Source organism: Arthrobacter sp. NicSoilC5 (assembly GCF_019977395.1).
GTDB lineage: Bacteria > Actinomycetota > Actinomycetes > Actinomycetales > Micrococcaceae > Arthrobacter.
Window position 1 is genome coordinate 456309 of sequence record NZ_AP024660.1, and the last position, 21438, is coordinate 477746.

The 21438-nt window shown below is 61.9% G+C and carries 17 protein-coding genes; 9 read left to right on the top strand and 8 right to left on the bottom strand.

Going from position 1 to position 21438, the window contains the following annotated elements; genetic code table 11:
* The first annotated feature begins 20 nt into the window (after positions 1 to 20).
* From LDO22_RS02075 to LDO22_RS02085, 3 genes are read left to right on the top strand one after another with little or no spacing between them, the layout of a single operon-like run.
* Positions 21 to 2009 (top strand): acetoacetate--CoA ligase, encoded by a 1989-nt coding sequence (locus LDO22_RS02075; protein WP_224025921.1) that lies wholly within the window; start codon positions 21 to 23, stop codon positions 2007 to 2009.
* Entirely contained in the window at positions 2006 to 2902 is an 897-nt protein-coding gene (locus LDO22_RS02080; protein ID WP_275966976.1) for an amidohydrolase family protein, read from the top strand. Before LDO22_RS02075 ends, LDO22_RS02080 begins: the two co-directional genes overlap by 4 nt.
* A gap of 31 nt (positions 2903 to 2933) precedes the next feature.
* Positions 2934 to 3695, top strand: coding sequence for an SDR family oxidoreductase (locus LDO22_RS02085; RefSeq protein ID WP_224025922.1), 762 nt, complete (start codon positions 2934 to 2936; stop codon positions 3693 to 3695).
* A gap of 281 nt (positions 3696 to 3976) precedes the next feature.
* On the opposite strand, the gene LDO22_RS02090 is transcribed toward LDO22_RS02085, so the two are convergent.
* The 8 genes from LDO22_RS02090 to chvE all read right to left on the bottom strand — a co-directional run bounded on the left by LDO22_RS02090 (position 3977) and on the right by chvE (position 15063).
* A complete protein-coding gene (locus LDO22_RS02090) occupies positions 3977 to 5563 on the bottom strand; it encodes an IclR family transcriptional regulator C-terminal domain-containing protein (protein ID WP_224025923.1) in 1587 nt (528 codons plus the stop codon).
* 484 nt (positions 5564 to 6047) lie between these two features.
* Positions 6048 to 7487: a sugar porter family MFS transporter gene (locus LDO22_RS02095; RefSeq protein ID WP_224025924.1), complete on the bottom strand. Its 1440-nt coding sequence runs from the start codon at positions 7485 to 7487 to the stop codon at positions 6048 to 6050.
* A 368-nt stretch (positions 7488 to 7855) separates the two neighbouring features.
* On the bottom strand, positions 7856 to 8788 hold the full coding sequence (locus LDO22_RS02100; protein WP_224025925.1) for an intradiol ring-cleavage dioxygenase: 933 nt from the start codon (positions 8786 to 8788) through the stop codon (positions 7856 to 7858).
* Between the two features lie 47 nt (positions 8789 to 8835).
* Positions 8836 to 9774, bottom strand: coding sequence for an aldo/keto reductase (locus tag LDO22_RS02105; RefSeq protein ID WP_224025926.1), 939 nt, complete (start codon positions 9772 to 9774; stop codon positions 8836 to 8838).
* 130 nt (positions 9775 to 9904) lie between these two features.
* Positions 9905 to 10984 carry a maleylacetate reductase gene (locus tag LDO22_RS02110; protein WP_224025927.1) on the bottom strand — a complete coding sequence of 360 codons (1080 nt, stop codon included), beginning with the start codon at positions 10982 to 10984 and terminating at the stop codon, positions 9905 to 9907.
* A 69-nt stretch (positions 10985 to 11053) separates the two neighbouring features.
* On the bottom strand, positions 11054 to 12295 hold the full coding sequence (mmsB, locus tag LDO22_RS02115; protein ID WP_224025928.1) for a multiple monosaccharide ABC transporter permease: 1242 nt from the start codon (positions 12293 to 12295) through the stop codon (positions 11054 to 11056).
* Positions 12292 to 13830 (bottom strand): multiple monosaccharide ABC transporter ATP-binding protein, encoded by a 1539-nt coding sequence (gene mmsA, locus LDO22_RS02120; RefSeq protein ID WP_224025929.1) that lies wholly within the window; start codon positions 13828 to 13830, stop codon positions 12292 to 12294. Before mmsA ends, mmsB begins: the two co-directional genes overlap by 4 nt.
* Before the next feature lie 72 nt (positions 13831 to 13902).
* The gene (chvE, locus tag LDO22_RS02125; RefSeq protein WP_275181230.1) at positions 13903 to 15063 is read right to left on the bottom strand and encodes a multiple monosaccharide ABC transporter substrate-binding protein; all 1161 of its coding nucleotides are present in this window, start codon (positions 15061 to 15063) and stop codon (positions 13903 to 13905) included.
* Positions 15064 to 15370: 307 nt separating this feature from the next.
* Here chvE and LDO22_RS02130 point away from each other — a divergent pair, with 307 nt between their 5' ends.
* The 6 genes from LDO22_RS02130 to LDO22_RS02155 all read left to right on the top strand — a co-directional run bounded on the left by LDO22_RS02130 (position 15371) and on the right by LDO22_RS02155 (position 21347).
* Positions 15371 to 16978 carry an IclR family transcriptional regulator gene (locus LDO22_RS02130; RefSeq protein WP_224025930.1) on the top strand — a complete coding sequence of 536 codons (1608 nt, stop codon included), beginning with the start codon at positions 15371 to 15373 and terminating at the stop codon, positions 16976 to 16978.
* 153 nt (positions 16979 to 17131) lie between these two features.
* On the top strand, positions 17132 to 18214 hold the full coding sequence (locus tag LDO22_RS02135; protein WP_224025931.1) for a Gfo/Idh/MocA family oxidoreductase: 1083 nt from the start codon (positions 17132 to 17134) through the stop codon (positions 18212 to 18214).
* Positions 18211 to 19101 (top strand): sugar phosphate isomerase/epimerase family protein, encoded by an 891-nt coding sequence (locus tag LDO22_RS02140; protein ID WP_224025932.1) that lies wholly within the window; start codon positions 18211 to 18213, stop codon positions 19099 to 19101. The genes LDO22_RS02135 and LDO22_RS02140 overlap by 4 nt, the downstream gene beginning before the upstream one ends.
* Before the next feature lie 90 nt (positions 19102 to 19191).
* Positions 19192 to 20205, top strand: coding sequence for an inositol 2-dehydrogenase (iolG, locus tag LDO22_RS02145; protein WP_224025933.1), 1014 nt, complete (start codon positions 19192 to 19194; stop codon positions 20203 to 20205).
* A 138-nt stretch (positions 20206 to 20343) separates the two neighbouring features.
* On the top strand, positions 20344 to 20592 hold the full coding sequence (locus LDO22_RS02150; protein ID WP_224025934.1) for a hypothetical protein: 249 nt from the start codon (positions 20344 to 20346) through the stop codon (positions 20590 to 20592).
* 68 nt (positions 20593 to 20660) lie between these two features.
* Positions 20661 to 21347, top strand: coding sequence for a substrate-binding domain-containing protein (locus LDO22_RS02155; RefSeq protein ID WP_224025935.1), 687 nt, complete (start codon positions 20661 to 20663; stop codon positions 21345 to 21347).
* Positions 21348 to 21438 lie beyond the last annotated feature (91 nt).

Sequence of the window (21438 nt, forward strand, 5' to 3'; positions counted from 1 at the left end):
AAGACTCAGAAGGAAAACGAATGCGTTCAGTTGAAACCGGCACCCTCCTGCGGGCCGCCCCCCAGCGCGAGGAATGGTCCGCATCCCGGATGGGACGCTTCCTGGCCGACGTCGAGCGGAAGACAGGGCGGACTTTCGCCTCCTATGAGGATGCCTGGCAGTGGTCCGTGGACAACCTCGAAGAATTTTGGGCCGAAGTTTGGGACCACTTCGAAATCATCTCCCATACGCCGTACGAGGCAGTTTTGGGCGACCGCAGGATGCCGGGTGCGGACTGGTTCCCAGGTGCCACCATTAACTACACCGAACACATTGTCCGTGCGGTCCGGGGCCGCCAGGACGACGTCATGGTCAAGGCCCGGAGCCAGACCGCCGGCAGTTCCGATTGGACGGGCAGACGGCTACTGGCGGAGACCGGACGCATCCAACAGGGCCTGATTCGGCAAGGCATCGTGGCAGGGGACCGCGTGGCCGGATACTTGCCCAACATCCCGCAGACCCTGGCCGCCTACCTGGCCACAACCGCCCTCGGCGCCATCTGGTGCTCCGTCCCGCCCGAAATGGGCCCCAAATCAGTGGTGGACCGCATCAGCCAGCTGGACCCGAAACTGATCATCGCTATCGACGGCTACCGCTGGGGCAAGAAAGACCTGTCCCGGGCGGACGACCTGCTGCGGGTCCGCATGGAGTTGCCGGACACCCAGGTGGTCCTGCTGCCATACCTCGACCAGGACTGCCCGATGCCGGCCAACACCATTGCCTACGCCGACTTCACGCGTGAGAACGCCGACATCCGCTTCGAGGCCGTGCCGTTCTCCCACCCGCTGACCATCCTGTTCTCGTCCGGAACCACGGGCAAGCCCAAAGCGATCGTGCACTCACACGGGGGCCTCCTGCTTGAGCATTTCAAGGCCATGGGGCTGCACTTTGACATGGGCCCCAAGGACACCGCGTTCTGGTTCACCACCACGGGCTGGATGGTCTGGACCCTGGGAATTTCCACCCTGCTGACCGGCGCCGCCGTCGTCCTCATGGACGGGGATCCCAACTGGCCCTCTCTCGATAGCGAATGGTCCCAGTGGGCCGTGCTGGCTGAAACCGAGGCCACGTACCTCGGTACGGGGTCCGCCTACCTCGCGGCCTGCGCCCACGCCGGGCTCACGCCCGGCAAGACCTGGGACCTCAGCCGCCTCCGCGAGATCCAGTGCTCCGGCTCGCCGCTCGCAGCGGACGTTGCGGGGTGGGTGTACGACGACGTCAGCCCGGACCTGGTGCTTGCCCCCACCTCCGGGGGTACTGATATCTGCGCCGCGTTCCTGGGCGCCAGCCCACTGACCGGTGTCTACGCCGGCGAAATGTCCTGCCGGCCACTCGGCGTGGCTGTGGAATCCTGGGACCGGGACGGACAGCCGTTGCACGGCACGGCGGGCGAGCTCGTGGCCACCAAACCCATGCCATCCATGCCGGTGTTCTTCTGGGGGGACAAGGACAACGAACGGTACACCGACAGCTATTTCAGCGCGTACCCGGGGGTCTGGCGACACGGCGACTGGCTCATCGAGACCGAACGTGGCACCTGGGTGATTTCCGGCAGGTCCGACGCCACCCTCAACCGGGGCGGCGTGCGCCTGGGCACGGCAGAGTTCTACGCAGTGCTCGATGGCCTGCCACAGGTCAACGACAGCATGGTGCTGCACTTTGAGGATCCCGCCGGGGGAATGGGCCGTCTCGCGCTGCTCGTTGAAGCCCAGGAAGGTGCCGATACGGCACAACTGGAGTCCGCTGTCCGCCGTGCCCTGCGGACGGAACTGTCGCCCCGCCACGTTCCCGACGACGTCGTCTTCGTCCCCAGCATCCCACGCAACCCCTCAGGAAAGCGGCTCGAAATCCCACTCAAGCGCATCATCCAGGGCGCCGTGCTGGGCGATGCCCTGGACCCAGGCGTGCTGGTGAAGCCCAATGATGTCGGCGAGACAGTACGGCTCATCAAGGAAGCATTCGCCGCATGACTACCACCAGAAACGCAAATCCCATGAATATTTCCGACCTCGTCGCCATCGACATGCACGTCCATATCGAAGCCGACGGCCACGGTCACACCGACATGCCTGAGGACTTCCGCGAAGCCGCCCGCAAGCACTTCGGCACCTCACACGAACCGGTGAACGTCGACAGCGTGGCCGCGCATTACCGCGAACGCAACATGGCCGCCGTCGTCTTCACCGTAGACCACGAATCACAGACCGGGCACCCACCCATCTCCAACCGTGAGATCGCCCGCCAGGCCGCAGCGCACCCGGACGTCCTCATTCCCTTCGCCAGCATCAACCCAGCCCGCGGGGAAAACGGCGTCCGGGAAGCGAAAATCCTCGTTGAGGAATATGGAGTCAAAGGCTTCAAATTCCACCCCAACCTGCAAGGATTCTTCCCGAACGATCAAGTGGCCTACCCCCTTTACGAGGCCATCCAGGAACTCGGGGTTCCCGCGCTGTTCCACACGGGACAGAGCGGAATCGGGTCCGGAATGCCAGGCTCGGGCGGAATCCGGTTGAAATACTCCAACCCGATTGTGCTCGATGACGTGGCCGTGGATTTCCCGGACCTGAAGATCATCATGGCCCACCCGTCGTTTCCCTGGCAGGACGAGGCACTGGCCGTCGCGGCGCGGCACACCAACGTTTACATCGACCTCTCGGGATGGTCCCCGAAATACTTCCCGCCGCAGCTTGTGCAGTACGCCAACTCACTCCTGCGGACCAAAGTCCTGTTCGGCTCCGACTACCCGATGATCCCACCGGACCGCTGGATCGCCGATTTTGAGAAACTGGCCATCAAGCCCGAAGTCAGGCCGCTGATCATGCGCGAGAACGCCATCCGGCTGCTTGGCCTCGCCGGAGCCTGAGCCTGCCCCAACTACCGACGAGGAAAAAGCCATGTCACAACGCGTACTTATCACTGCCGGAGCCAACGGGATCGGCATGGCCACCGCCAGGGCCTTCACTGCCGCCGGCGCCCAGGTCCACATCGCCGACATCGACGCCGACGCCGTCAAGGCCGTCACCGGCGAATTCGAGAACATCACCGGATCCGTCACAGACGTCAGCAATCCTGACGCCGTCGCCTCCCTTTTCGCTAATGTCGTCAATGAACTAGGCGGCCTGGACGTCCTGGTCAACAACGCGGGCATCGCCGGCCCCACCGCCCCGGTAGAGGAATACGACGCCGCCGCGTTCGCCGCCGTCGTCGGCGTGAACCTTCAGGGGACATTCAACGTGACCCAGCAGGCCATCCCGCTGCTAAAGAAATCCGATGCTGCGTCCATCATCACCATGTCCTCCCTGGCCGGACGCTTCGGGTACCCCAACCGGGTTGCCTACTCCACCACGAAGTGGGGCCTGGTCGGCTTCGCCAAAACCCTCGCCATGGAGCTTGGCCCGTTCGGCATCACCTCGAACACCATCCATCCCGGCGCCGTGGACGGCCCCCGCATCATGAGCGTCTTCGAAGGCCGCGCTTCCGTCTCCGGCCGCACCGTCCAGGAAGAAATCGACTCAGCCATGGTGAACCAGTCCGTGAAGAAGTTCATCAACCCGGACGACATCGGCGCCCTGATCCTGTTCCTCGCAGGCCCGCACGCCCGCACCATCTCCGGCCAGATGTTCCCCATCGATGCCGACTCCAAGGCAGCCGTCTAAGCACTGCCCTGATCCACCGCAGACGCTCCAGCCACGGACACATACACCCGAAACTCCAAGCCCTCCCGCCGGGCGGCCGGCTGTTGGTATGGACGAGGGCGTGCTCACGGTGGGCTTGCGGTTCTGGGGACAATGTCCACGCTTTTCGTCGCGGACTGCCTCGTAATGCCTTTGGACTGCTCCGGGCCCGCCAAAGAGGGTGTGAACACTGTTGCCTGCCCGGCGCGGGCCTGAAGTTCGGGTGCTCGTTTGATCTGCCAAAATCCAATCAGCTTTGGCTTTCAGCGGGTTAGGTTGACCGATTGAATGCAGTCGTCTGGTGCGCCAAAATATCTTGAAAGCTGTCGTGCTCCATCGCAGGCCAATTCGATGATGCCGGGAGAGGATTCCGGTTGATGGAGTATGGCGTCTCGGAGGCCGCTGACCGAGAGGGAGGCGATGACATGGCCACGGTGATCAAAGATTGGGGCACCGACGGCTGCCATCCCGGTGGTTACTTCGTCGTCGCTCAAGGCGAAGCCGGCATCGCGGATTTCTTTGAGCTTTCCATAGAACTCCGTTCGGGATCGAGCGCCCAAACTAAATTCCGCGCTTTGGCTCAGGAGCGCAGCATATTCCTCCCAGGATGGGGGAGTGTCGAAAGCCAACAGTGCGCGCGGGGCGGCACCGATATGTAACGGCAAAGAGCTTCCAAGGGCCAACCGGCGACTGTTCACTCGCCTACCGTCTATGCGCTCGATGCACACGGCCCGGGTACCGCTCCTGATGCACAGGAGTACTGTCTCCCCGGTTTCATTGTGGATTTCGCGAAGCACGGGTATCGCAGCCCGGCGCAAGTCTAGTTGGCTTAGGAGACTTCCCGCCAAGGAAATCATCTTACTGCCGACGCGATAGGAACCGCGGTGGCCGATCTGTTCTATCCAGCCTGCCTCAACAAGGGTTCCCAGCATGCGGTAGACCGAGCTGATGTGTTCGCCTGTGAGGCTGGCCAGTCTGGCCGAGGTTGCGACTCGTTCGCGAGCCAACGCGTCCATCAGCGAGCTGGCCTTCGTCAGAACCGATTCCTTCGACTCTGGCGCATCAGACTGCTCATTGGCGCTTGGGACCACCCTGAAGTCTTTCATAAGATCGGTCAGGGTCTGCGCGGCGGCTGCGAGCACGGTCTTGGCTTCTTCCTGCAGCTTGACTACGTGGTCCACCAGGCCCGCCGCCGTCAGCGCGCCGAAGATGCTGCCGTCCGCATTGAATACGGGAAATCCCACGGCTGCGATCCCATCGACAATCTCGTTGGATTCCATCCTCCAGCCCTCGCGTTTGGTATCTGCAACCAGTTGGCGGAGTGTCTCGGCGTCAACGGGCGTCCTTGACGCCAATTTTTTGTAGGGGGCTTGGGCGAGGACCTCTTCGAGTATTTCCGGGGATTGCCATGCCAGGAGGACATGTGATGCGGCACTAGTGTGAAGGGGCAGGATCCGGCCGGATGAAAGCTCGTGGAGATCAACTTCAGTGGAATCTACCTGCTCCAAGCAGACGGCTGTGCCGTTGCGTGGTATCCAGAATGCAGCAGTTAGACCAAGCGAAGACTGGATCCCCTCGAGCAACGTGATAAGGGCTTCATGATCGAGGAGAGCGTCGGTTGCCGCGTCCGCCAACCGCAAGATCCCCGTGCCCAATTCAACGAGTCCGCCAGGTGCACGGCGGAGGATTCCAGACTCTTCCAGTGATCCGATGATCCTATACACCGAGGGCCGCGGTTCATCGATAGCTTTTGCCAGATCTGCCGGGGTCGAGGGGCCGAGAACGGATGCTTTATCCACCAATTGTGTGGCCTTAAGGACCAGCTGAATCAGGTTTGCTGATTGTGGCATGTTTGCACCTCTCGATCGAACAACCAAGCACTAACAGGCGGTGTGAATCGGGAGAGCCGCAAACGAACATCATTCTGCTTCGCACCAAGTGGAAAACTGCGGTGGGACGAGCACTGTTCCATGGTGGCGACACTCGCCGATGGTAGTGCGCGAACATCCTGTCCACTATATGTGATGTGGACCGCCATGAGAGGTCGCTGAACACATAGGCTGTCGCTGCGGTGTCGCTATGGCGGTGTCGATACCGGCGTCCTGCTTCCCAATGCGTAGATGGCACCACCTGTTAAGAGCAGGGCTGCAACGGCTAGGGCAACACGCCAAAACCACGGAAAACAGTTCCGGACGGCGCCAGATAGCGTTGGCGTCAAGCCAGGCCAACACCGTGTCGCGGCTGCGGAACGGAGTTGAGGATGGCGGCCGCCAGCTCAAGAACGGACGTGGAACGGGACGTCGAGTGGTCCGGATCGCTTAACGCCTTCGCCATCTACTTCGGGTTGCTCAAAGTCCCGGATCTGAAGGTTTCTTCGAACTCTTCGAGGCTGCGGCCTTGTGTCTCGGGTAGGTATTTGACGGTGAAGGCGATGGCAACGAATCCAATCACTGCGAACACGAGGAAGGTTCCGAATCCCATCACTGCTACGAGCGGCGGGAAGACTAGGGCAACTGCAGCGTTCGTCAACCAAAGCACCAGAACAGACGCGCCGATCATGAGTCCACGCATGCGGAGGGGGAAGATTTCAGAAATCATGAGCCAGGCCAGCGGCCCGATTGTTGCCTGCATCATGGCGATGAACATGAGGATGAACGCTAGAAGGATCCAGGGGCGGATCAGGCTGTCCTGGGGCACGAGGATGCCCACCAGCCCGACGCCGATGTGGGCTGTGGTTGTTCCAATGAATCCCGTGATCATCATGCTGCGGCGGCTGACGCGGTTGATGATGTAGAGCGCAACGAGCATGGGCAGGACAGATGCGACGCCGTTGAGAACATTGAAGCTGAGGGCGGCATTTCGGTCAAACCCTGCCTGTTCCAGGACTTGAGTGCCGTAGTACATCATCGAGTTGATGCCCGTGAGCTGTTGGAAGATACCGATGCCGAAGCCGATAAAGAGCAGGCGTCGGGTCCACGGCGTTGTGAGGACCTCTTTCCAGGAGCCGAGTCGCTCAAGTCGCTCCTCTTCAGCGAGTTCATGGACTTCCGCCATTTCAGCGGCCGCACGCTCAGGGGAGCGCATGGTTCGAAGAACTTCGTGGGCTTCGGCGTCCCGCCCCTGAGAGACCAGCCAGCGGGGGCTTTCCGGCATCCTAAGCATTCCGAAGAAGAGCACGAATGCAGGTATGGCCGCCACTGAAAGCATGTAACGCCATACATCAGGGTTACTGCCGAACGTGTTGCCGATGATTGCGTTGATCAGGAAAGCCAGGAATTGGCCGGTGACGATCATGAGCTCGTTACGCGAAACCAGGCTGCCTCGTTTTTCGAAGGGTGCCACCTCGGCCAGGTACACGGGTACCGTCACGGATGCACCACCAACTGCCAGGCCCAGGACGAACCTGAAGGCAAGCAGTACGTCAAAACGCAGTGAAAATACAGAGCCGGAGGTTCCGATGAAGAAGAGGACCGCGAGGGCAATGATGAAGCCCCGGCGGCCGTATCGGTCGGAAATTCGTCCGCCGAGGAAGGCGCCGGTTGCAGCGCCGATGAGCAGGACGAAAGTGACCAATCCTTCTTCCCAGGGAGTGATGTTGAAGTAGCTGCTTATGAAAGAAAGCGCTCCGTTGAGCACACCGGTGTCATAGCCAAAGAGAAGGCCGCCGAAGGTCGCGATGACGGCTACCATCCCGAGACGTTTGTTGTAGCTCCCCTTTTCCAGTGGCGGCAAATGCCTGGTGCCGCGTTGAGGGATTGTGTCGAGATGTGCCATGTCAGCGCTCCTTTAGAGTGCAGTCAGATGAAAATGATGGTCGCGTTTGGTTACGCCGTTGTCCACCGTTCGGTTGCCGTCCGCATTGGAAAACCAGATTCTGAATCGGTGATCCCGCCAACCGAGGACCAGCTTCCTACGCCGAAAAAGGACGAAGATCCTTGTGGCGTCTTGGGCGTTACGCCTACCGGTGCCGGTGCGGATGGAGTGGAGCCGGCCTAAGTTGGGGGATCTGGCCTGAACGCCCGGGAACCGGGCTGGGAGCAGGGGTGCTTGTTCCCGGGCATTCGGCTGCTGTCTCCTTGCGGAGTCGGCGGCATTTGAACGCGACACCTGGTGGATGAACCACCAGGCAGGGTGGTGCGAACCTAGTCCGCTGCCGGCGGCAGGACGATGTCAAAGCGGGTCCGTGCCCAGGCATGTCCCCCGAGTTCGCGACCGTCGGGAGTGGGAGTACCCGGGTCCTGCTGTACGAAGTCTTTGATCAAGGACTCCTTGACGCCGAAGACGGTGTCGTATTTCAAAAGCTCATCGCCGCGGACAAAGATGTGGGTAACCAGGGTCCGAAGTCCGGGTTTGGTGACCATAAAGTGAAGGTGTGATGCGCGCATGGGGGAGCGGCCGACAGCTTCAAGCATCTTTCCGACCGGCCCGTCATGCGGAATGGGGTAGGGGGTCGGGGTCAGTCCCCAGAAGCGGTAGTTTCCGTCTTCGTCGCTGTAGAGGTGGGCGCGGCCGGAGACGCGCTGGTCGCTGTACTGGACGTCGTAGAAACCGTCTTCGTCGGCTTCCCATACCTCGATGCGGGCGTTGGGGACGGGGTTTCCGTCGGTGTCCTTGACCGTTCCTTCGACCCAGCAGGGTTCCCCCGGGGCTGCGCCGGCGATGTCTCCGCCGTTTTCAATCCGGGGGGCATCTTCGACGAAGAAGGGTCCGAAGACTGTGGCTTCGGTGGCGTCACCGTAGGCTTCGTTGTTGACGTTGATGGTCTGCATCGATGCTCCGAAGACGTCTGAGAGCAGAATGAACTCTTGTCGCCGGTCGTCGGTTATGTGGCCGACGGCCGTAAGAAACTCGATGGCTTTGTTCCACTCTTCCTCTGTGAGCCTGACATCACGGATGAAGGCATGCAGGTGGGTTACGAGGGACTGCATCAGCTGCTTCAACCGGGGGTCCTGGCAGTCTTCGAATGAGCGCAGCACGTTGCGGACCAGTTGTTCCTCGACGTTTTGCTGGGCCGCGGACACCTGCCCGGAGCCGGGGGTGCTTTCGGTTTCTGGGACACGGGTTTGCTGGGTCATTGTGGGTTCCTCGTTGTTGTTGTGATGTCGAGTATGCGGTCCGGGGCTTAGGTTTGCGATGCCTCGTCGAGCAGCTGCAGCTCCTTGTCACTCAACTGCAGATGCAGTGAGTCGAGAAGGGTGGAGAGCTGGACGGTGGTGCGTGCGCTGGCGATGGGGGCGGCCACTCCTTCCTGGGCGGCAAGCCAGGCCAGCGCGACGGATGCCGGCTCGGTGGCGTGTTCTCCGGCAACGGCACGCACCGCTTCAATGACCTTCCGGCCCTGGGGGGTCAGGTACTTCTGCGCATCGGAGGCGCGGGGGCTTTCGATGTCTTCCTCGCCGGTGTATTTGCCGGTCAGGAATCCGTGCGCCAGGGAGTAGTAAGGCACGACGGCCAGACCGTGGGTGCGCGCCAAGGGCAGGATGTCGGCTTCTATGCCGCGTTCGACGAGGTTGTATTGGGGTTCAATCACCATGGGGGCATGGAAGCCTTCGTCGGCCGTGATGTTCAGCCAGTCTTCGATCCGCTCCGCCGTGTAATTCGATATGCCGACGCAACGGACCTTGCCTTGGTCTACCAGCTCCGACATCGCCGCGATGCTCTCTACGAGGGGCGTGCTCGGGTCGTCGAAGTGGGCGTAGTAGATGTCGATGACATCGATGTCGAGCCGGGTCAGGGAGGCGTCGATGGCAGCTCGGATCGTCTCCGGGGCCAAACCGGCGAACTGCGGGTGGTGGCTTACCTTGGTGGCAATGACCAGGTCGTCGCGGTCGGACCGTCCCGCCAACCATTTCCCGATGATTGTCTCTGACTCTCCTCCGGAGTTACCTTCGGCCCAAAAGGAGTACGAATCAGCGGTGTCCAGGAAATTGCCACCACCGTTTACATAACCGTCGAGGACGGCATGCGATGTTTCGGTGTCTGCGGTCCATCCAAAGACATTCGTGCCGAGGGCCAATGGGGATACGGCTATTCCTGGGGCAATGGTCCTTTTGGTGACCAAGGTCTACCTCCTAGTGTTTCTGCAAGTTTGCGATTGGGCGGGTGGTTTGCCGGGGGCCGCACGGACCCTCCGATAGTGACTGGCTGGTTCACTACCGAGGGTCCGTGATCCTGCCTTCTTATCCGGTGGATTAGAAGGTGGGGTTAGCGCTCGGCGGCTTGCCTGCCCATGCTGCATGCAGAATGCCGCGGACATCATCGAAGGTGATCGGGCGGGGGTTGCCGTAGGACCGGCTGGTCACTTCTTCGGCGATGCGGTCGATGTCTTCTTCCTTCATGCCCAGCTCAGCAAGGGTGCGGGGAGCACCGAGTTCTCCGGCGATCTGCCACAGTCTCTCGGCGGGGTCTGCAGCCCCACCAAGGGCGCGGGACAAGGCGGCGGTAGCATCGGGGGCTGCCGGTTGGTTGAAGGCCAGAGCGTGGGGGAGAACGACCGTGTGGGTCTGGGCGTGCGGCAGGTTGAGGGTACCGCCCAGTGCGTGGCACAGCTTGTGGTGCAGGGACATCGTGGTGGCGCCAAGGCAGGCGCCACAAAGCCAGGAGCCGTAGAGGGCATTGCTTCGGGCTTCAGGGTCAGAGCTGTTGGCTACGATGGCCGGCAGCGCGGCTGCGAGTGCCCGGACGCCTTCCTCAGCCATCAACGAGATGATCGGTGTGGCATCAGGAGCGTAGAGGGCCTCCACAGCGTGGGCGATGGCATTGATGCCGCTGGTCACCGACATGCCGGCAGGCAGGGTAGCTGTCAGTTCGGGGTCGTAAACGACGCTGCGGGGCAGGACCCGGGGATCCTTGCCTGTTTCTTTACGCCCGTCGGTCGTCAGCCCCCACACGGGGGTCATTTCTGATCCTGCGTAGGTGGTGGGTACGGCAACGATGGGCAGTCCATGTTTGAGTGCGATTGCCTTGCCGAGCCCGATGGCCGAGCCGCCGCCGACGGCTACGCAGCCGTCCGCACCGACCCTGGCGGCTTCGTCGCTGGCGCGCTGGGCTACCTCGTTCGGGACGTGCATGACAGCTTCGGGGAGCACCCCGACGCAGCGGTCACCGAGTGCCTGGGCCACCCGGTGGCCGGTGTCTTCCTGTTCCGGAGAGCAAAGGACCAGGACTCGCTTGAGCCCGATCTGGTCGAGTTCCTCGGGCAGGGTTGCCAGGGAATTGACGCCGAAACGCACCCGCATGGGGAGGGCTTCGTACACAAACTGGTGGGTCATCGGGTGATTCTCCTTAGTGGGAACTTCTTTGGTGAACGGGGGTGTTCACCGGTGGTTTTCGAGGAAGGGTTAGCGTGAGCCGGCGCGGCGCTTGTTGAAGATGTCGAACGCGACGGCGAGCATCAGGACCAGGCCCTTGACGACGGACTGAACCGACTGGTCGATACCCATGAGCTGCATGCCGTTGCTCATCACGGCCATGATGAGACCGCCGGCCATGGCGCCGACGACTTTGCCGACGCCGCCGGTAACGGCCGCGCCGCCGATGAACGCTGCAGCGATGGCGTCGAGTTCGAACATGTTGCCGGCTCCTGGCTGTGCGCCGTTGGAGCGGGAGGAGTAGACGATGCCGGCCACGGCGGACAGGAAGCCCATGTTCACGAAGATCCAGAAGTTGACGCTGCGGACCTTGACGCCGGACAGGGCTGCGGCGACGCGGTTGCCGCCGATGGCGTAGACCTGACGGCCGAAGACGCTTCGCTGCATGATGACGCTGTAGACCATGATGAGGATGGCAAGCATGATCAGCACGACCGGCATGCCGCGGGCGATGGCCAGCTGCCAGGCGAAGACCATGACTGCGATGGCGATGACGAGGATTTTGGCGATGAACAACGGAAATGATGGGACGACCTGGTTGTAGCCGATCAGGGTTTTGCGGGTCCGGTACTGGTTGAAGGCGTAGCCGATCACGGCTATGGCGAAGATGAGGAGGGTGAAGATGTCGTATCCGGCGCCTCCCAGGAGGCCGTTGAGGAAGCCGGAAGCGATTTGGCCGTAGTCAGCGGGGAAGGGGGAGAGGGAGACGTTGTTCAGTACGACCAGGGTTAGGCCGCGGAAGAGGAGCATGCCTGCGAGGGTGACGATGAACGCCGGGATGCCGACGTAGGCGACCCAGTAGCCGTGCCAGGCTCCAATGGCCAGACCCGTGGCGAGGGCGGCGACGACGCCGACCCACCACGGTTGGCCGTGCTGGATCACGACGGTCGCCGAAACGGCGCCGGTCAGAGCTACGACCGAACCCACCGACAGATCGATGTGCCCTGCGATGATCACGATGACCATGCCGATCGCCAGGATCAGGATGTAGGAGTATTGCAGGACGATGTTGGTGATGTTTCCCGGGCCCAGCGAGGCGCCGCCGGTGAGCGCGGCGAACAGGGCCACGATCGCCACGAGCGCGATGTAGATCCCGCTGGTGCGCAGGTTACGGGTGAACAGCTCCCGGATTTCGCTGGTTCCGGTATTGACGACCGCTGCTGCGGCCGGCGCATCTTTCCTTTGGGATCCCCGGGGGGCTGTCACGGTCATGCTGTGAGTTCCTTCTCTTTGGTCATGAGTGTCATGAGGCGTTCCTCGGAGGCTTCGGCCTTGGGTAGCTGGCCGGTGATTCGGCCTGCAGAAAGCGCGTAGATGCGGTCGCAGGTGCCGAGCAGTTCGAGCAGGTCCGAGGAGATGACCACGACTGCCTTTCCGGCGTCCACGAAGCTGTTGATGAGTGTGTAGATTTCGTATTTCGCGCCGACATCAATGCCGCGGGTGGGTTCGTCCAGGATCAGTACCTCAGGGTCCGTGAGCAACCACTTCGAGAGCACGACTTTCTGCTGGTTCCCGCCGGAGAGTTTGCCGACGATCGATTTCACGTTGGGGGCCTTGATGTTCATCGATTTCATCGCGAACTCGGCAGCGCGCGCTTCTTCGTGATGGTTAACGAAGCCCCAGCTCGCCAGTTTTCCCAGTGCTGCGGCTGAGACGTTGCGGGCGATGTCGTCGATGAGGTTCAGGCCGAAGGCTTTGCGGTCTTCGGTGGCGTAGGCGATCCGGGCCTCGATGGCTGCGGCGACGGATCGGGTGTGGATCTCCTTGCCGTGCATGAAGACTTTGCCTGATACGTACTTGCCGTAGGAGCGGCCAAACAGACTCATCATCAACTCGGTGCGTCCGGCGCCCATGAGGCCGGCGATGCCGATGACCTCTCCGGCGCGGACTTCGAAGCTCGCCCCATCGACGACCAGGCGGTCCTGGGTGGGGTGCTTGACTGTCCAGTCCTCCACCCGAAGAACGACCTCGCCCGGGTTTGAAACGCGGTCGGGGTAGAACGCTTCGAGGTCCCGGCCTACCATGCCGCGGATAATGCGGTCGACGTCCACGTCGGGATCTGCCATGTCCAGGGTTTCCACAGTCTTTCCATCCCGGATGACGGTGGTGTGGTCCGCAATCGCTTCAATCTCATTGAGTTTGTGAGAAATGATGATCGAGGTGATGCCACGATCGCGAAGCGCGCGGACCAGGTCAAGCAGGTGGGCGGAGTCATTGTCGTTGAGCGCAGCGGTCGGCTCGTCGAGGATAAGAAGCTGCACTTCCTTGGACAGTGCCTTAGCGATTTCGACCAGCTGCTGCTTGCCAACGCCAAGCTGTCCGACGGGGGTGGTGGGCTCTTCCCGCAGACCGACGGACGCGAGGAGTTCGGCGGCCTCGGCGTTCGTCTTGTGCCAGTCGATCAGTCCTGAGGCTCCGCGGCGCTCGTTGCCCAGAAAGATGTTCTCGGCGATCGACAGGTCAGGCACGAGGGCCAGTTCCTGATGGATGATCACGATGCCGGCATGTTCTGAATCTCGGATGCCGGAAAAAGAACACGTCTGCCCCTTGAACAGGATGTCGCCCCCGTAGCTCCCGGCGGGGTAGACGCCGGAGAGGACTTTCATGAGGGTGGACTTGCCTGCACCGTTCTCGCCGCAGATGGCGTGGACCTCTCCGCGTTCCACAGCCAGCGAAACGCCGGACAGCGCTTTAACGCCGGGGAAGGTCTTAGTGATGGATTGCATTTCCAGGATGTGGTCGGCCATTGGCCCGCCGTCCTATCAGTCTTGTAGGGAGAAAGGGCCGGGAGGGGCACTGGGTGCCCCTCCCGGGGGCACTTACTTAAGGCGGCCGGCTGCAACCTGTTCAGCGGTGTAGTAGCCGGAATCGATCAGGGCGGACTTGGTGTTGTCCTTGTAGATCGGCTGGATCGGGACCAGGAACGAGGGGACGATCTTGGACCCGTTGTCGTAGGACTTGGTGTCGTTGATCTCAGGGTCTTTTCCAGCCAACAGGTCCTGAGAGGCTTTCACTGCCTGGGCGGCCAGGGCGCGGGTGTCCTTGAACACCGTGGAGAACTGGACGCCGTCGTTGATGGACTTGATGGAGGCAACCTCGGCGTCCTGGCCGGTGGTGACAGGCATGGGCTTGGGCTGTGACGAAAGTGTCGGGCCGTATCCGGCGTTGCGAAGGGCGGTGATGACGCCGCGTGCGATGTTGTCGTTGGGGGTGAGGACACCGTCCAGCTTGGCGCCGCCGCCGTTGTAGCCGGCGGTTAGGAGGTTATCCATGCGCTCCTGCGCCTTTTGTTGCGACCAGTTTTCGGTTGCCACCTGGGAGAGCTTGTTCTGCCCCGACTTCACCACGAGCGTGCCGTTGTCGATGTACTTCTGCAGCACAGACATGCCGCCGTTGAAGACGAAGGTTGCGTTGTTGTCATCGAGCGATCCGCCGAAGAGCTCGATGTTAAAGGGGCCCTTTGCGGATCCTTCGGTACCGTCCTTGTTGAGCACGCCCAGCCCAATGAGGAGCGATGTGGCCTGCTGAGCCCCGACCTTGAAGTTGTCGAAGGTGACGTAGACGTTGACGTTGGGGCTGTTTCGAACGAACCGGTCGTAGGAAACGATCGGGATCTTCGAGCTTGCCGCCTGCTGCAGTTGCGGGGCCAGTGCCGTTCCGTCGAGCGGAGCCAGGATCAACAGGTTGGCACCTTTGGTCATCATCTGGTCCACCTGCCGCTGCTGGGTGGGGATGTCGTTGTTGGCGTACTGGAGGTCCACCTGGTATCCGGCCTTTTCAAGGCCATCCTTGATGGCCTTGCCATCGGTGATCCACCGCTCTTCGTCCTGGCTGGGCAGGGATACGCCGATTCGGGTGTCGCTGGCTGCCTTGGGAGCACTGCCGGCGGCGGCGCCTCCACCGGCACCTCCACCCGCGCAACCAGCAAGTACCAGTGATGTGACTGCTGTTGCTGCGAACAAGAAAATCTTCTTAAACACCGTTCTCCTCCTTTGGAGAGCCGCGTGACGCTTGAAGCGTCTGATCTGCTTCGGCCTTCGCCGAGCCTGAATTGGGGATGTGATTGCGAGCACTTAGTGCCGTACAATGGACATCATGTTCGCACAGTACCAGCTATTGAAGCTAGTGGTGTTCCAAATTACATTTCGACGGGCCAGTTGAAAGCCTTTCCGGAAAGGCTTGAGGGCAGCGAACATCCTTGACTTGAAGGAGTCAGGCGCGGCGCATCCGCGCGAGCGATGACGCGAGTGCTAACTGTCCCGGGAGGGGCAAGAAAAGAGGCGGTTGGTGAACACCATTCAGCTGTTGATGAAGGCCAGCCAGGTCATAGACGAACTGGCTCGAATCGGCCAATCAACACCGGCGGAACTGGCCAAAGTAGTGTCCGAGCCCCGGCCGACCGTTTATCGGATCGTCGCAGCCCTGGAGCAGGAGAAGCTCGTACGGTCGGGCGGTGACGGCAAACTTGAGCTGGGGACTGGAATTCTCAAGCTTGGTGACGCTGCGGCGGACGCCCTTGTGGACCGCTCAGAGCTGCGGTCGCAGCTGCGGTGGGTCCGCGGGCAGCTTGGCATGAGCGCGTTTTTCTGCGTGCTGCGGGAGTACGGCGCTGTTTGCCTGGATCAGATCCAAGGGGCGGACGTTGACCTGCTCGGCCTTGCGCCGGGTCGCACCCTCCCTCTGCACGCTGGCGCCGCACCGCAGGCGCTGCTTGCGTTTGGGTCACCCGAATTCCGCGAGTCCGTGCTGGCCTCGGGGCCATACCCGAGCATCGCTTCACAGACACCGCTGTCCGGCGAACAGTTGCGGGAAAGAGTGGACCGCACGGCCCGCCGCGGATGGAGCGTTGAGGACAGCGAGGTCATCGAGGGCGTTGCCTCAATCGCCGTTCCTGTGTTCCGCCGGGACGGCACTCTGCTTGGGGCCATGTCCGTCGCCGGCCTTCGCGCTAATGTCCAGGGGCAGGAAGAGAGAGCTCATCGGATACTCAATGCCGCCGCCAAGACCATCGCGGCCTCCATGGCGCAGGAAGACCCCAACGACACGCGGGACGCTTCGCGTCTGGATCCTCCCGAAGGCTCTGAACGGGACTCGCCGCGCGCGCCCGCAGTAATCGCCAAAGCCAGCGCATTGATGAACGCTCTCGCCGAGGAACGGATTGCCACCTCTACCCGGCTGACGGAACTTCTCGAGGAACCCCCGAGTTCGGTCTATCGAATGTTGGCCACCCTGGCGGAAGCCGGCTGGGTGGAACAGATCGGACACCGCGGGGCGTACCGCATCGGAAGCAAGCTGCTGTCCCTCTCCAGCGAACTTACCCAGCGCTTGGATATTCGTCGCGCAGCGGCTCCTGTCCTGCGCGAAATCCATGCAAAGACGGGGGAGACGACCTTCTTGTGCATCCGCAGCGCTACGCGGGCTGTCTGCATCGAGCGTATCGATGGGATAAGGGTCAACAGCAGGGTCCTGAAACTCGGCGAGTCCCTTCCACTGCATGTCGGCGCGGCACCCCGGGCCTTGCTCGCGTTCGAGGACCGCTCGTCCTGGGACGAATACGCAGCAATTGTTGCCAACAGCGGAGAGCCCTGGCGAGATGTCAGAACCCGATCCGAGTTCTATTCAGGCCTGGAGCAGATCCGGGGCCAGGGCTTTGTGATCAGCGATAACAATGTGACCCCGGGAATCGCGGCCATCGGAGCCCCTGTCTTTGACCATCGCGGTGGGGTAGCCGCCTCCTTGTCTGTCAGTGGCCTTCGCGAGGGCATGCTGTCCCAGCCGGTGGGCGCTGAACCTATCGTCGATCTCGTCCTCGCGGGGGCCCGCGCGTTGTCCGAGTACCTTGGGGCGCCGGCTGTAGCCAAAGCGGATGCAGACGTGTCACATGTCATAGCTTGACCCGCCGCCCCGTCCGTGACATGCTTCCGGACAGGGTGTCCACTAGGTGACACTGAAACTCAATTTCTCGGCGTGACAGACATCGCTTACCGAACCTGCACGCCCACCACCGAAATCGCACCAACCTGGGTGCTCAGTCGAAGGAGACAAGCGTTGGAACCGATCGTCGTAGGACTCTTAGGAATCACACACCCGCACGCTTCTGCCCGGGTTCGCGCCCTGCGTGAAATCGAGGGCGTTGAGGTACTCGCAGCCGCTGACGAGGATTCCCGGCTGAAATACTTCACCGATAAGTACGATATGGAGCCGCGCGACATCGATTCGCTGCTCCAGGATGAGCGCATCAACGCGATCATGGTCCACTCCAAGAGCAAGGACATGGTTCCCCACGCGCTCCGGGCCCTCGCCGCCGGCAAATCCGTCGTCGTCGAAAAGCCCGGCGGAGGCACCGTCGAGGACCTCGAGCGGTTGGCCGAGGCCGAAGCCAAAGCCGCCCCCGGCCTCGTTGTGCAGGTCGGTTACAACGTGCGCCTCGCACAGTCCATCGCCGAGGCCAAGAAGCTAATCGCGGACGGCGTCATCGGTGAAGTCGTCTCGGTATCCGCCCGCGGCGCCGCCCTCGTCGGTGAACACCTGACCGCGCACCTGAACCAACCCGCGGACATGGGCGGCGCCCTCTGGATCATCGGATGCCACATGCTTGACTCCCTGGTCCACATGTTCGGCGCCCCCGACTCGGTCAACGCGCGCGTCCACAAGTCCGGCCGCCTCTCGGATGAGAAGAGCCGCGAGGACTCTGCCGCCGTCCTGCTGAACTACCCGGACATGTCGGTGACCTTCAGCTTTGACGGACACGACCACCTTGAGTGGTTCGAAAGCTCCAGGGTCTCCGTCTACGGGACGGGCGGCATGCTCGAAATCGGCATACTGCCCCAGAAACTCCGCGTGTACGTGGACCAGGACCGCGCCGGGTGGCGGGCCGGATGGACCGAATGGACCCAGAGCTACTTCACCCCGCCCTTCGCCCGGACCGAACTCAATAAGTTCTCGGAACTTCCGGAACTGGAAAACATCAGCAACTTTCACCCTGAGATGCGCGGCTGGGTCGACAGCATCCGCACAGGCGCGCCGGTCGTCGCGCCCGTCGCTGATGCCCTTGCCGTCGCCCGGATCGTTGAGGCATGCTACCGCTCCGAGAAGGAGCAGGGAGCATCCGTCGAGGTCGAGAGCGCATGAACTCCCAGAACGAGGAAACCGTGACTCCACAGCTAATTGCCACCTGCTGGGTGAGTGCAGGGGACACCGCCCCCGGCCTCCCGGACGAGACCAGCCCCATCCCGATCGAGGAGCGCATCGAACTGATCGCCCAGACCGGATGGTCCGGCATCGGTTTGGTGCACCACGACCTGCTGCAGGCCCGCCGAACCATCGGCTACGCCGAACTCTCCCGGATCATCCGCGAGGCAGGAATCGACATCGTCGAGGTGGAGTTCCTGAACGGCTGGTGGACCACCGGTGCCGAGCGCGCCGAATCCGACATCCAGCGCGCCGAATTGTTTGAAGCCGCGAAGGCCCTGGGCGCGCGGCACATCAAGGTCGGAGCCGGCGAGACAGACAACCCTCTTCCGCTGTCGACGATGGCCAGCGCCTTCGCTGATTTGGCGGACGAAGCTGCCGAATCCGGCATACGGCTGGCACTGGAGGCCACGCCTTTCTCCCACCTGCGCACAACCCAGGAAGCGGTCAAGGTCGTCACACACTCCGACAGCCCGGCCGCGGGTCTGATGATCGATATCTGGCACACCCACAGGTCAGGACTCTCACATGACGACCTCTGGGACGTCGTACCCATGGACAGGGTTTTCGCCGTGGAAATCGATGACGGACACAAGGACGTCGTCGGCAGCCTCTTCGAAGACACCATCAACAACCGCGCCTACTGCGGCGAAGGGGACTTCGACACCCGCAGGTTCATCCGACGAACACTGGATGCCGGATACAAGGGCCCCTGGGGTGTGGAGATTATCTCCGCCGAACACCGCAGCCTCCCCGTAGCGGAGGGCCTCAAACGAGCCTATGAGACCGCCATGAACTGCTTCCCCAGTACCGTAAACGCCCGCTGACCAGCACCGCGCACGAGGCCGGCCCAGTACGGACCGGCTCTGAACACGCATCGGTGTAAAACCGACTCCAACTTTCTGAAAGGCCACACCATGTCCAACGACAAGCGCCTGCGTCTGGCCCTTTTCGGCTCCGGCCGCATCGGGCAGGTACATGCACGCAACATCGCAGCACACCCGAACATCGATCTCGTCCTGATCGCTGACCCCTTCATCGACGGGGCACGCCGTCTGGCGGAAAGCACCGGTGCACTCGCTGTGCAGGACCCCGAAGAAGTCTTCGCAGACACCAGTCTGGACGGGGTCATCATCGGCTCGCCCACCAGCACTCACGTGGACCTTATTTCCCGCTCGGTAGCCCGAGGCCTTGCCGTGCTCTGCGAAAAGCCCATCGATCTGGATATCGACACCGTCCTCGCGTGCCGCGAACAGATCAAAGACTCCACTGTCCCCATCATGCTCGGGTTCAACCGGCGCTTCGATCCCTCCTTCGCTGCTGTCCGCGCCAGGGTGGAAGCCGGAGAAATCGGCAAGCTGGAACAGCTCACCATCACCAGCCGCGACCCCGAGCCAGCGCCACGGGACTACATCGCCGGATCAGGCGGCATCTTCAGGGACATGACGATCCACGACCTGGACATGGCCCGTTCCTTTATCCCGAACATCGTCGAAGTCTCCGCAGTGGCGTCCAACGTCTTCAGCAAAGACATCGAAGAGCTTAACGACTTCGATTCCGCCGTAGTGACTCTGCGCGGCAGCGAAGGCGAGCTCATCACCATTACCAACTCCCGTCACTGCGCTTTCGGCTACGACCAGAGGCTGGAAGCATTCGGGCCGGACGGCATGCTCTCGGCGGCCAACGTCGCGCCCACCACCGTCCGCAAATCCGGTGCCAAAGGTACAGAAGAAGCTGACGCCTACTACCCCTTCTTCCTCGAACGCTACCCGCAGGCCTACTACGCAGAGCTGGATGCATTCGCGCACTCCATCCGGAGCGGGGCAACCACCTCACCGAGTTTCGCCGACGGGGTTTCCGCCCTGATCCTGGCGAACGCGGCAGCAGAATCCGCCGTCACCGGCAAAACTGTGAGCGTCGTCGAGCTCTAGCACTCCACATTGGGGGTTCGCATCGCCGATGCGAACCCCCAATCGCAAATCGCTACGTTATTCAGTTCTATCGCTTCAGGCTGCCCGTCCCCGCCGGCGAATACTGCCGCTATGGGCAGCCCAGGATCAAGGAGACCCATGGCAACCGGTAAATGGGCCTGGACTGTCAGCGAAGGCGACGTCGTCGCATGGGCTGACAGGAAGCAGCGCCTCCACGGAACAGTCGTGGAAGCTGCACCCGAGCTCGGCGTCGCATGGATCATCGACATCGTATACGGGGAACGCCACATGGTGATGATGCAGGATCTCCTTCCTGAATCCCCGGCTGCCCCCGGATTCGCCGTCCCGTTGTCTCAGTTTCAGGCGCCTCAACGGCCGACAAGCTAATAAGAATCCGGGGTAATTCGGCACCTTCCCATCACTGAGAAGCACCACGAGAAAGAAACGAACCCCTAGTGAAAGTCTTTAGCTCTCCGGCCGTCAAAAAGGCCCTCGATGAAGTCATCGATCTGTTCCAACAGGCAACATCAGTCGACGTTAAGGCTGTCTTTGAGCCAACAGGCCAGCTGCTTGGACGCATAGAAGCCCGTGAACCGTTCGATGCGATGATCGCGGTAAGCGGCTCGTTCGCGTCGTTGGGGCCCGTAATCGATGCCAGTACCCTGACACCTGTGGCTCGCGCCGGCATCGGTGTCGCCGTCAACGGCGGCACTTCAGCTCCTGACATCTCGACGGCCGAATCCTTCATCAAGACCATCCGCGGCGCCAGGTCGGTAGCCTACTCCGGTATCGGAGCCAGCGGAGCCTACTTCGCGACACTGCTGGAAGTCCTGGGCCTCAGCGAAGAAGTCGGCTCCCACGCCACCATCGTCAAAAAGGGTTACGTCGCCGAAGCCGTCGTGGACGGCACCGCGGATATAGCAATCCAGCAGCTCAGCGAACTGCTGTTCGTACCCCAAGCCCACATCGTCGGTCCACTGCCCCCCGAGTTCCAGCACTACACAGAATTCTCTGCGGCAGTAAGCGCCGACTCCACTACACCAGTGGAAGCGCAGTCCTTCGTATCCTTCCTAGCCTCCCCGGCAGCACAAGCCAAATACCTGCAAACGATGCTCGAACTGCCAACGGCCCCCGGCAAATAGAGCGCCCTTCCGGAGCTGACCTTCCAGGCCCGGCCGAAACGGCCCACCGCCGACATTTTGTCTTCTCCACCATGACAGCGAAAAGAGACAA

Bases quoted from the DNA above. Each gene is read 5' to 3' on its own strand.
- mmsA (WP_224025929.1), bottom strand. From the start codon at position 13,830: ATGGCCGACCACATCCTGGAAATGCAATCCATCACTAAGACCTTCCCC.
- LDO22_RS02075 (WP_224025921.1), top strand. From the start codon at position 21: ATGCGTTCAGTTGAAACCGGCACCCTCCTGCGGGCCGCCCCCCAGCGC.
- iolG (WP_224025933.1), top strand. From the start codon at position 19,192: ATGTCCAACGACAAGCGCCTGCGTCTGGCCCTTTTCGGCTCCGGCCGC.
- LDO22_RS02100 (WP_224025925.1), bottom strand. From the start codon at position 8,788: ATGACCCAGCAAACCCGTGTCCCAGAAACCGAAAGCACCCCCGGCTCC.
- LDO22_RS02140 (WP_224025932.1), top strand. From the start codon at position 18,211: ATGAACTCCCAGAACGAGGAAACCGTGACTCCACAGCTAATTGCCACC.
- LDO22_RS02090 (WP_224025923.1), bottom strand. From the start codon at position 5,563: ATGCCACAATCAGCAAACCTGATTCAGCTGGTCCTTAAGGCCACACAA.
- LDO22_RS02150 (WP_224025934.1), top strand. From the start codon at position 20,344: ATGGCAACCGGTAAATGGGCCTGGACTGTCAGCGAAGGCGACGTCGTC.
- LDO22_RS02080 (WP_275966976.1), top strand. From the start codon at position 2,006: ATGACTACCACCAGAAACGCAAATCCCATGAATATTTCCGACCTCGTC.
- mmsB (WP_224025928.1), bottom strand. From the start codon at position 12,295: ATGACCGTGACAGCCCCCCGGGGATCCCAAAGGAAAGATGCGCCGGCC.
- LDO22_RS02085 (WP_224025922.1), top strand. From the start codon at position 2,934: ATGTCACAACGCGTACTTATCACTGCCGGAGCCAACGGGATCGGCATG.
- LDO22_RS02110 (WP_224025927.1), bottom strand. From the start codon at position 10,984: ATGACCCACCAGTTTGTGTACGAAGCCCTCCCCATGCGGGTGCGTTTC.
- LDO22_RS02095 (WP_224025924.1), bottom strand. From the start codon at position 7,487: ATGGCACATCTCGACACAATCCCTCAACGCGGCACCAGGCATTTGCCG.